The following is an 11843-nucleotide window of genomic DNA, read 5'->3' on the forward strand; positions in this document are numbered from 1 at the left end:
TTCGCTATGAAGAAACTTATACTATATATACTGACCGTATGCAGCATCATGCTGGGGGGGGGTAATCCGGTCTCCGCATTTGCTCAAAGCAAAGAGTATACGATCACCGGCACGGTCCTCGACTTGCAGGGGCAGCCTATGGTAGGCGTAAACGTCATCGTGAAAAACCAGCCCGGACTGGGAACTAACACCGACATCGACGGTAAATACAAAATCAAAACCGGAGCCAACGAAACGCTCTCGTTCAGCTACTTGGGATATGCGACGCAGGATATTCCGATCGCAGGCAAAACCCGTATCGACGTCAAACTGGCAGAAGATTCCAATGCAATGGAGGAGGTCGTGGTCGTCGGCGCCGGCTTCCAGAAGAAAGCATCGGTAGTCGGAGCGGTCACATCGATCAAAATGGAGGATCTGAAAGTCCCCACCGCCAACATCACCAACTCGCTGGCGGGAAACGTTCCGGGTATCATCGCCGTACAGCGTTCGGGCGAACCGGGCAAGGACGCTTCGGAATTCTGGATCCGCGGCATCTCGACATTCGGCGCCAACGCATCGGCACTGGTGCTGGTAGACGGCATCGAACGCGATTTCAACGAAATCAACGTCGAGGATATCGAATCGTTTTCCGTTCTGAAAGACGCCTCCGCTACGGCGATCTACGGTCAGCGCGGCGCCAACGGCGTCATTCTGGTCACGACCAAGCGCGGACAAGCGGGGAAAGTGAACATCAATTTCAAAGCCGAATACGGCATCTCCTCGTCCGCCATCGAACGTGAATTCGTCGATGCGGAAACCTATGCTTCGCTGGCCAATGAAGCCCGTGCGTCGCGGTATCAGGACCCCGTATACGACGCGAGCGATCTGGAAATCATCAAATACAATCTCGATCCCGACCTCTACCCCAATGTGGACTGGCACGACGCCCTGCTGAAAAAAAGCACCTCAACATTCAAAACTTCGCTCAATATCAGCGGCGGCGGTTCGACAGCCCGCTACTATATTTCCGGTTCCTACTACAAACAGGGCGGGCTTTTCAAGGATTCGCTGAAAGAGAACTACGATACGGACACCAATTACAAACGCTACAACTTCCGCATCAACACGGACATCAACATCACCAAGACCACGATTCTCGAAGCCGGCCTCGGCGGCTGGGTCGTCGATCAGCACAAACCGGGCATGACCACCAAACCCGACGGCAATACCGACGATTTCTGGAGGTCGATCTCCTACATGACCCCGATCACCGTTCCCCTGCGCTATTCAAACGGCCAGCTGCCTACCTACGGTACGGACGGATACGGCATTTCGCCTTATGTACTGCTCAACCACACCGGTTATTACACGTTCTGGGAAAACAAGGTGGAATCGAACATCGGACTGAAACAGGACTTGAGTTTTATTACGCAAGGGCTGCATTTTACTGGCCGGTTCTCCTATGACGCCTACAACCGGCACAATCTGGGCCGCCTGAAAATGCCGGCTCTGTACAAGGCAGAACGAGTCCGCGACATGGAAGGCAATCTGATTACCTCACGGATCATAGACGAGCAACCGCTCTGGCAAACATCGGACGTCTACGGCTCCCGGCGCGCCTACGGCGAAGTGCAACTGGCATACGACCGAGCTTTCAACAAGCACCGGGTCGGCGGTCTGCTCTACTATTACATGCAGTCGTTTTCGGAAAACGATGTCAATGACAATGTCTTCAAATCGGTTCCCCAGCGCAACATGGGCCTCTCCGGCCGCGTAACTTACGGTTACGACGACCGCTATCTGGTGGAATTCAACTTCGGATATACGGGATCGGAGAATTTCGAGCCGAAGGAACGCTTCGGTTTCTTCCCTGCAATCGCCGCGGGCTGGGTGATCTCGAACGAGAAATTCGTCAAGAAACATATGCCGTGGCTTACCATGCTCAAAATCCGCTATTCATGGGGCCAAGTCGGCAACGACCGCATCGGCGGCGGAACACGCTTCCCTTATATCACCACGGTAACAGGCGGTAACAGCGTCAATTTCGGAAATATGGGGGCAAACAGGGCTGACGGCATACTCGTACAACTCATGGGTTCGCAAAACCTGACATGGGAAGTCACCACCAAGCAGGACCTCGGTCTCGACCTGAAAATCGCCGATCGGTTCGATCTGACGGTGGATATTTTCCGCGACCACCGCGAAGACATCTTCATACGGCGCGGTTTCCTACCCGGCACTACCGGCCTTTTGGTCGGCGGATCGATAGACCAACGTCCTTGGGGCAACGTGGGTTCCATGCGCTCGGAGGGTATCGACGGCAACTTCGGCTACACGCAGCGTATCGGCAAGGACTTCATCTTCACGCTCCGCGGCAACCTGACCTATGCCTACAACAAGGTGCTGAAATACGACGAAGCGGCCAATGCACTCTATTTCCGCATGACGCAGGGCTACAAATGGGAACAGAACCGCGGTCTGATCGCACTTGGTCTTTTCAAGGACGAAGCCGAAATCGCCAGCAGCCCGACCCAGTACGGACAGGAACTGATGCCCGGCGACATCAAGTATAAGGACGTCAACGGCGACGGCGTCATCAACGACGACGACATCGTTCCGATCGGCAACACGAGAACCCCGGAACTCGTATACGGTCTCGGACTGAGCGCCCAATGGAAAGGCATCGATTTCAGCATTCTGTTTCAGGGTACGGGCAAGATGGACTTCATTATGGAAGGTTATTCCACGTTCCCGTTCATCGCAAACGACGCCGGCAACATCCTTTCGGTAGTAGCCGACCCCAAGAACCGCTGGATATCACGCGAAATATCGGGAGACCCCGCCACCGAACGCCAAGACGCCATTTTCCCGCGGCTCTCGTACGGTCCCCGCGAAAACAACACCAAATGGTCCACATGGTGGCTGCGCGACGGGCACTACCTTCGCCTGAAAAACCTCGAAGTGGGCTATACGCTCCCGAAAGCTTTCACCCGCAAATTCCGGGTCGAGAAGGCACGCATCTTCTTCCTCGGCTATAACCTCGCCTGCTGGTCGTCGTTCGATTGGTGGGACCCCGAAATGGGCAGCAAGGACGGCAACTCCTACCCGATCCAAAGAACCTATACATTCGGCGTGAACGTCAGCTTCTAACCTTAAGATCCCGATTATTATGAAAAAAATAGGAAACATTCTGATCGTCATGTTTGCCGCACTGAGCATGATCCGGTGCGGGGACTTTCTCGACGTCCAGCAGTATGTGAAAGACATGCAACAGTACGACTCGATCTTCGTCCGCGAAAACACCACGAAACAGTGGCTCTGGGAGGTCTACAGCTCACTGAGCAGCACTCCGTCGCTCTCGAACGGCGCCCTCTACTTCGCATCGGACGAAGCGATCTACAACGATGCAAACGCCTCGTGCGAACTCTACCAGAACGGGCAGTACTCATCGACGAACCCCGTTTGGGAAGACCGCTACAATGCAATGTATGTCGGAATCCGTACGGCTTCGATTTTCATCCACAACGTTCACCGCTGTCTGGAGGTCTCGTCGGCCGAACGGGAACGCATGGAGGGAGAAGCCCGCTTCCTGCGCGCCTATTTCTACTTTACCCTGATGCGCCAATACGGTCCGGTCCCGATCGTACCCGACGAAGGACAGGACATCTCGCTCGATTACGAAGAGCTGGCACTCCCGCGCGCCACGATCGACGAAATGGTCGATTTCATGCTCTCCGATCTGGAACGCGCAGCCCGCATCCTGCCTTCGGAATACGCTTCGACATGGGTCGGACGCGCCACGCAGGGCGCCGCATTAGCCTTGCGGGCCAAGATACTGCTCTATGCCGCCTCGCCTCTCTTCAACGGCAACACAGACCTGTTCAACGTCAAGGACAACGAAGGCCGCAACCTGATTCCGCAGGAAAAGGACATCCGCAAATGGGCGCGGGCGGCGGCAGCGGCCAAGGAGGTGATCGAAATGGGACTTTACGAACTGATAACGGTAAGGGCTACCGCGACAACGGCACCTCTGGCACCGAATGTCCCCACGGCGGCATTCCCCGAAGGAGCCGGAGGCATCGATCCTTTTGAATCCTATGCGCAGCTCTTCAACGGAGAGACTCCCGTAACGCTCAACAACGAATTCATCTTTATGCGACAGAGCGGCGCCGACGTCAACTCGTTCGTCTATAAGGCATTCCCCTATTCGCATAACGGCACGAACAACATGGCGGCCACGCTCAAACAGGTCAACGCCTATTACATGCGGGACGGCCGCGACAAGGATCAGGCAAGTAGCGAATATCCCTATTACACATCGGGATTCACCACCGGAGACACCAACGATCCGTTCGTCCCGAACGACTGTCACCGGATGTGGCTCAACCGCGAACCGCGGTTCTACGCTTCGATCGCCTACAACGGCTGCATCTGGGAAAACGGCACCGCCGACCAGAGATACCAGAATTTCCGCTGCAACTACTACCGCGCGGGCCAAGACGGGAAACAGTTGTCGCGTCCCTACAACTTCCCGCTCACCGGCATCGGCATCAAAAAATATTACGACCCCGACGACTCGTGGGACGAAGGCGGACGAACGACCTACAAGCCGCATCCCGAAATTCGCTACGCCGACGTATTGTTATGGTATGCCGAAGCATTGAATGAACTTCCCGACGGCGAAGCGTACGAATTCAACCATGTAATTTATGACGAACCGTTTATCGTAAAGCGCGATGTGAACGAGATCAGAAAAGCATTCCGGCAGGTGCGTTTCCGCGCCGGACTGCCCGATCTCACGGATGCGGAATACAGGTCGCCCGACACCTTCCGCGATAAACTCAAGCGCGAACGCCAGATCGAATTCTTCATGGAAGGATCGCGCTACTTCGATCTCCGCCGCTGGAAAGACGCTGCAACGGAAGAAAACGAAGCCGTAATGGGTATGAACGTCGACATGAAGGGGTCCGGCACGCAGAAAGAACGATTCTACGAAACCACGCCGACGCAGATAACCAAGGTTTTCATGGACAAGATGTATCTTTGGCCGTTCACCGACGACGAACTGAAGCGCAACACCAAACTGACCCAAAATCCGGGCTGGTAGTAACCGCAAAACGAACACGACTTATGAAAAAAGCAATTATATTCCTGCTTGCCGCAACGGCATTTTTCACGGCCTGCAACAACAACCAGCTCGACGACGAGCTGTTCATCAAACACGTGCTGATCAACCAGAACGGCTTCCGCGAGTACGATCTCAACTATGTGGATGCGAATGTCAGGGACACGCTCATCACCGTCGCCGTAAACGGATCGTCGAAACTCGACCGCGACGTCAGGGTCGATCTGGCGGTCAACCCCGACACCCTCGAAGGATACAACTGGGAGAAATACCGCAACGACCGCAGTCTCTATTACGAACTGCTGCCCGAAGAGTGCTACTCTTTCAACGGGGAAGGCATCATCATCAAAGCCGGAACGGAATACACCGACGTTCCGATCAGTTTCAATCTCGACAAGATCGACAAGGACAAGAATTTCGTTCTTCCGATCTCGATCGTCTCGACCTCGGAATACAGGATCGGAGAGCCGAAATACAGTACGATCCTGATGAACGTCGTCCTCTCGAACGCCTATACGGGCACCTATTCGCTGTCGGGCACGATCCGGGAAGTCGCTACGGGCGATTTCATCGACGTCCGCATGACCCGCACGCTGCGCGTGGTCGATCCCTCCACCGTATCGCTCTACGCAGGCAATACCTCCGAACGCGTCTCCAACCGGGAAAATTACCGGATGAACATGACCGTAAACGCGGATTCCACGCTGACCTTTACGCCGCTGCATCCCGACATCATCGAGATAAACCGCGACGAACCGAACCTCGACCCGAAGAATCCGCGGAACAAAATCCTCGTGGAACGGACCGTAGACGTACAGAATTCGCACAAATCGTATATAGTCACGACATTCTACATGTACTACAACTATATCGACAAAACCGACCCGGCCGATCCCGTCGAAATGCGATGGGAAGGCACCTGTTCCCGTACGAAAACGGTATTTACCAAATAACGGTCTCTCTCTGCAAAAACCTATGGAGCGGACTTGTTCGCCTCCATAGGTTTTATTAATTTTGCATCAGGCATCTTGCCAGTCACTCAAACGGATAAACAGAAAAAATGACCAAATCACTCCGCAGTCTGCTATTCGGGATCGCCAGCCTCTTCGTACTGACAGTCCACGCTCAGGAATACCCTTTCCGCAACCCCGACCTCCCGATCTCCGATCGGGTGCAGGACCTCATCTCACGGCTGACCCTCGAAGAGAAGGCCGCCCAGATGCAGAATCTCACGCCCGCGATCGAACGGCTCGGAATCCCGGCCTACAACTGGTGGAACGAATGTCTGCACGGCGTCGGCCGCTCGTGGGACAAAGTAACCGTCTTTCCGCAGGCGATAGCGATGGCTGCGACGTTCGATCCCGAAGCGTTACGGCAAATGGGCAGCATCACCTCGACCGAAGCGCGCGCCATCTACAACGAAGCCAACCGCACGGGCAAAGGCGGCATCCAATACAAGGGCCTTACGTTCTGGACCCCGAACATCAATATCTTCCGCGATCCGCGCTGGGGCCGGGGACAGGAGACCTACGGCGAAGACCCCTACCTGACCGGACTGCTGGGCAAAGCCATCGTAGAGGGACTGCAGGGCGACGATCCGGTCCTGCTGAAGACTTCGGCCTGCGCCAAGCACTATGCCGTCCACAGCGGCCCCGAACCTTCGCGCCATGTCTTCGATGCCGACGTAAGCGACTACGATTTATGGGACACCTACCTGCCAGCATTCCGCGACCTGATCGTAGACGGCAACGTGAGCGCCGTGATGGGCGCCTACAACCGGTTCCGCGGGCAACCGTGCTGCGCCAGCGACCTGCTGATGCAGGAGATTCTGCGCGGCGAATGGGAGTTCACGGGCTACGTCACTTCGGACTGCGGAGCGATCGACGATTTCTTCAAAAACCACAAAACCCATCCGGACGGAGCCTCGGCCGCGGCGGATGCAGTGATACATACGACTGATCTGGACTGCGGCGAAATCTTCGCCTACCTGCCCGAAGCCGTCGAGCGGGGGCTTATCTCCGAAGCCGTGATCGACGAATCGCTCGCACGGCTGCTGACGATCCGGTTCCGACTCGGCGCATTCGATCCGCAGGAGCGCGATCCTTACGCCACACTCCCCTATTCGGTGCTGGAAGCCGCTTCGCACAAGGCCCATGCTCTGAAGATGGCACACGAATCCATGGTGCTGCTCAAGAACAACGGACTGCTTCCGCTGCGCCACAACCTGCGCCGCATCGCCGTACTCGGACCAAATGCCGATTCGCCCGAAGTCCAGCTGGGCAACTACAACGGATTTCCGTCGGAGATCGTCACACCGCTGAAAGGCATACGGGCGAAAACGGGTGCCGAGATCGTCTACCTGCGCGCTTCGGATTACACCACGCCGGAAGCCGGGGCCGATGAAATACGCAAAGCCGTCGAAGGCGCCGACCTCGTGATCTACGTCGGCGGCATCTCGCCCCGGCTGGAAGGCGAAGAGGGCGACGCAGGACGCGAAAAACTCGACGGATTCCTCGGCGGCGACCGCACCGGCATCATGCTTCCAAAAGTCCAGACCCAAGTGATGCAGGTTGTAAAACAGATCGGGATTCCGCTCGTCTTCGTTTCGATGTCAGGCAGTGCGGTGGCTTTCCCGTGGGAGGCCGAAAATGCCGATGCGATTCTGCAGGCATGGTACGGCGGACAGGCCGCCGGAACAGCCGTAGCCGATATTCTATGGGGCGACTGCAACCCGTCGGGACGACTTCCGGTCACGTTCTATGCAGACGACGAACAACTGCCCGATTTCAACGACTATTCGATGAAAGGCCGCACTTACCGCTATTTCGAAGGACGACCGCTCTATCCGTTCGGATACGGACTCAGCTACACGACTTTTACATATGACACTCCGGTATGCACCGCCAAAACCACAGTCACCGGAGAGTCCGTGAAGGTTGTAACCCGCGTCCGCAATACAGGTAGCGTAGCCGGAGATGAAGTGGTACAGCTTTACGTCAGCCATCCCGACGCTCCGGAACCCAAGCCGATTAGGGCGCTGAAAGGCGTAAAGCGCATTCATCTGCAACCGGGTGAGGAACAGATCGTCGAATTCACCCTTACGCCCCGTAATCTCGCACTGGTCGATGTAGACGGCACTACGGCCTGCTGTCCGGGACGCATCTCGTTCTATATCGGCGGCTCCCAGCCCGTCTCCGAAGCGGACCGGCGACAACACTCCGCCGAGATACGCGTCAAAGGTCCCCGCAGGGTGCTGGCCCGGTAGACGGTCCGAAACGATAAGGCTGGTTCTCTTTCGGGACCAGCCTTATTTCGAATCATTCGTCACCGGCCGCGGCCGTAAGTTCTTCCTCCGAATATTCGGTCCTCGACTTCCCCTGATGCGCCCGGCGGTACTCCAGCGGCGAGAGGCCTGACATCTCCTTGAATTTGTGATTGAAATGCGAGATGTTGCGGAACCCCGATTCATAAGCCACCTGTATGATGCTGAAATCGGAATTGACGAGCAGTTTGTATGCGAAGTCGATACGGATTTCCAGCAGGCAGTTGAAAATACTGCGTCCGGTCGATTGCTTGAAATTCCGACATAGCGCCGTGGGATTCTGTCCGGCGTATCCGGCCACCTGCCGGAGCGTAACCGGCTCCTTGAAATTATTGGCCAGATACTGATATGCCCGGTAAACCGGCAGGTTATGCAGGTCTTTGACCCGGTTGTAGTCCACCTCGGCGATCGACAGGTAGGAAAAATCGGGAGTCTGGCTCAGCATTCCCAGAATGCGGTAAAGTTCCATCAGCCGTTTCAGGCCGTCCAGCCGTTCGAAATCCGACAGACGGGTACGGATGCGCTCCAGCACCTCGTCGTTGTGGAAAAGCAGGCCGCGGGAACTTTCGTCCAACAGCCGTACGATCGGTCCGAATTCGGGCATGGTGCGGAAATCGGCCGGAAAGATATTCTGGTTGAACTGGATCACTTCGGAACAACAATACAGATCGTTGTTTTCATAGTAAACCCGGTCACTCAGATGAAAATGGGGCACGTTCGAGCCAATAAACGCAATATCGCCCGGCGAGAATTCGCTGACGCCGTTTCCGACGAAACGCTTGCCAACCCCCTCCGTAATGGCGACCAGCTCGTATTCGGGATGATAATGCCAGTCCGGCGGAAAGTGTTTGAATATAAAATTCTTCTTCGTAAACGACGATCCGGATGCCGGAATAATGGTTTCGTAAAGCATGATCTTATATTATTATCGAAGGAACGGCCCTTAGTGCAAATATAGCACAATTATTTGCAAATTACACGGTAGACAGCAGACTTTTTACCCTATATATTTGTATAACCAATTCGCTTCATTTTTTATAAACCAACGATATGACCAAACGAGAAGTAATCAAGTGCGTCCTCGACGGTAAAAAGCCGCCTTACGTTCCTTGGTCTTTCAAATTCACCAAAGAGCCGAAAGAGGCTCTCATGCAGTACTACGACACGGATGACCTCGACCCGGTACTGGGCAACCATATCCTGCAGCTGGGAAGCGACATCGGCTTCTTCGAAGATTTGGGCGGCGACTATGTCCGCGATGTCTTCGGCGTGGTTTGGGACCGCAGCGTAGACAAGGATATCGGCGACGTGAAGGGCTGCATCCTCGAAAACCCCACGCTCGAAGGCTACACGTTTCCCGATCCGCTCGACCCGCGCTTCTTCGCCGACATCGAAAGCGAAATCAGCAAAAAGCCCGACATGTTCCGTGTGTTCCAGATCGGATTCTCGCTCTACGAACGGGCATGGACGCTGCGGGGCATCGAAAACCTGCTGATGGATTTCTACATCAATCCCCAATTCGTGAACCAGCTGCTCGACGCGATCTGCGACTACAACCTGCGCCAGATCGACAAAGCCCTCGAATACGACATCGACGCGGTTTACTTCGGCGACGACTGGGGACAGCAGATCGGACTGATCATGGGATACGACCTCTGGAAAGAGTTTATCTATCCCCGCCTGCAGCGCATGTACGGCCGTGTCCGTCAGGCCGGAAAATACGTGATGATACACAGCTGCGGCGACGTGGACGAGCTGTTCGACGATCTGATTTCGATCGGACTCAACTGTTTCAACCCCTTCCAGCCCGAAGTGATGGACGTGGACGACCTGCTGGGCCGGTACCGGGGACGGCTGGCTTTCCACGGAGGTCTGTCGATGCAGAAAACCCTGCCCTTCGGCACCAAAGAGGAGGTAGCGAGGGAATCGCGCCACTTGCTCGAACTGGGCCGCGACGGCGGTTACATATTCTCGCCCTCGCATTCGGTCGAAAGCGACACGTCGCTCGAAAACATGCTTACATTCATAGATATAGCCAATGCACAACTAAAATAACCTACGACCATGGAAGATATGAACCAAATTTCGCAGGCGATCGTGGACGGCAAACTCGAACTTGCGCAGGAGCTGGTCGGCAAAGCGATCGAATCCGGCATGGACGCCCAGTCGATCATCGATGATTACCTGACCGCCGGCATGGCCGAAATCGGCCAGCGGTTCCAAGACCGCAAAGCATTCGTTCCCAACCTGCTGATGTCCGCGCGCGCGATGAAAGGCGCGCTGGAGGTGCTCAAACCCCACATGAGCGGCCGAGTCGAATCGCACGTCGGAACCGTAGTGATCGGCACAGTCAAAGGCGACCTGCACGACATCGGCAAGAACCTCGTGGCTTCGATGTTCGAGGGCTGCGGTTTCAAAGTCATCAACCTCGGCATCGACGTATCGAGCGAAAAGTTCGTGAAAGCCGTCGAAGAGCACAATGCAGACATACTCTGCCTTTCGGCCCTGCTTACGACCACGATGAACTACATGCGCAACGTCGTCACGGAACTGAGCAAAGCCGGCCTGCGCGACAAGGTGAAGGTCATGGTAGGCGGAGCGCCCGTCAATGCGGCGTTCGCCGCGCAGATCGGCGCCGACCTCTACACCTCGAACGCCAACGCGGCCGTCACGGGTGCGAAACAACTGCTCAACATCGCCTGAATCCAACGACGCCACCATGCGAACCCGGCAAATAGACATCGACTACAAAGACCTCGCGATCGACCGGCAGGAGATCTACCGCACCATGGGCTACGGCGACGGAACGCCCGAACCTGAGATACTCGCCATGCTCGACGAGGTGCTCGCCCAAACGCAGCGAGTCTGCAGACCCCGCATTCTCTACCGAATATGCAACGGGCAAGTGCTGACGCCGCTGCATATAGAGATCGGCGGCGTGAACTTCCGCCCCGGCAAGATCATCACCGACAGTCTGGCGGGCGCGGAGCTGTTCTGCCTGTTCGTGGCTACGGCAGGACGCGAATTCGAAGAGTTCCGCCGCACCTACAGGGAGTCGGGCGACTGCGTCCGGGAATTCATCGCCGACTCCGTGGGCAGCGTACTGGCCGAAGCCTGCGTCGCAAAACTCGAACAGCAGCTGGACTGCGATCTGGAGATACCGCACACGCTCCCCTACAGTCCGGGGTACTGCGGATGGAGGGTTACCGAACAGCATCTGCTGTTCGGCATGCTTCCGGACCGGCCCTGCGGCATCGAACTGACCGAAAGCTCGCTGATGTACCCGATCAAATCGGTCAGCGGCATCATCGGCATCGGCAGTCGGGTCGAACGCAAACCGTACGGCTGTACGATCTGCCGCAACACGGCATGCTACAAACGCAGAATCTCCTGACAATCAACAAAAATACGATGAAC

General features: G+C 55.9%; 8 protein-coding genes. 7 read left to right on the forward strand and 1 reads right to left on the reverse strand.

All coding sequences use genetic code 11. The features are described 5' to 3' along the window. Window positions 1-6: 6 nt before the first annotated feature. From ACESTR_RS04850 to ACESTR_RS04865, 4 genes are all read left to right on the forward strand, one after another. Window positions 7-3129 (forward strand): SusC/RagA family TonB-linked outer membrane protein, encoded by a 3123-nt coding sequence (locus tag ACESTR_RS04850; protein WP_373178905.1) that lies wholly within the window; start codon window positions 7-9, stop codon window positions 3127-3129. A 19-nt stretch (window positions 3130-3148) separates the two neighbouring features. After that, complete coding sequence (locus ACESTR_RS04855) at window positions 3149-5086, forward strand: RagB/SusD family nutrient uptake outer membrane protein (protein ID WP_195290242.1); 1938 nt, start codon at window positions 3149-3151, stop codon at window positions 5084-5086. Between the two features lie 23 nt (window positions 5087-5109). After that, a complete protein-coding gene (locus ACESTR_RS04860; RefSeq protein ID WP_244075925.1) occupies window positions 5110-6057 on the forward strand; it encodes a BT_3044 domain-containing protein in 948 nt (315 codons plus the stop codon). A gap of 107 nt (window positions 6058-6164) precedes the next feature. Then, window positions 6165-8369 (forward strand): glycoside hydrolase family 3 C-terminal domain-containing protein, encoded by a 2205-nt coding sequence (locus ACESTR_RS04865; protein ID WP_279064783.1) that lies wholly within the window; start codon window positions 6165-6167, stop codon window positions 8367-8369. Between the two features lie 52 nt (window positions 8370-8421). Here ACESTR_RS04865 and ACESTR_RS04870 read toward each other — a convergent pair whose 3' ends face one another. Further along, the gene (locus tag ACESTR_RS04870) at window positions 8422-9339 is read right to left on the reverse strand and encodes an AraC family transcriptional regulator (RefSeq protein ID WP_195290239.1); all 918 of its coding nucleotides are present in this window, start codon (window positions 9337-9339) and stop codon (window positions 8422-8424) included. 137 nt (window positions 9340-9476) lie between these two features. Here ACESTR_RS04870 and ACESTR_RS04875 point away from each other — a divergent pair, with 137 nt between their 5' ends. Genes ACESTR_RS04875 through ACESTR_RS04885 form a run of 3 tightly spaced genes read left to right on the forward strand, consistent with a single transcriptional unit; the run spans window position 9477 to window position 11820 of the window. Further along, complete coding sequence (locus ACESTR_RS04875; protein ID WP_244075927.1) at window positions 9477-10481, forward strand: uroporphyrinogen decarboxylase family protein; 1005 nt, start codon at window positions 9477-9479, stop codon at window positions 10479-10481. Between the two features lie 9 nt (window positions 10482-10490). Further along, complete coding sequence (locus tag ACESTR_RS04880) at window positions 10491-11129, forward strand: corrinoid protein (protein ID WP_195290237.1); 639 nt, start codon at window positions 10491-10493, stop codon at window positions 11127-11129. Window positions 11130-11145: 16 nt separating this feature from the next. After that, window positions 11146-11820 carry a vitamin B12 dependent-methionine synthase activation domain-containing protein gene (locus ACESTR_RS04885; RefSeq protein ID WP_195290236.1) on the forward strand — a complete coding sequence of 225 codons (675 nt, stop codon included), beginning with the start codon at window positions 11146-11148 and terminating at the stop codon, window positions 11818-11820. The last annotated feature ends 23 nt before the right edge of the window (window positions 11821-11843 follow it).

The organism is Alistipes sp. DJF_B185, assembly GCF_964250025.1.
Lineage (GTDB): Bacteria > Bacteroidota > Bacteroidia > Bacteroidales > Rikenellaceae > Alistipes > Alistipes finegoldii.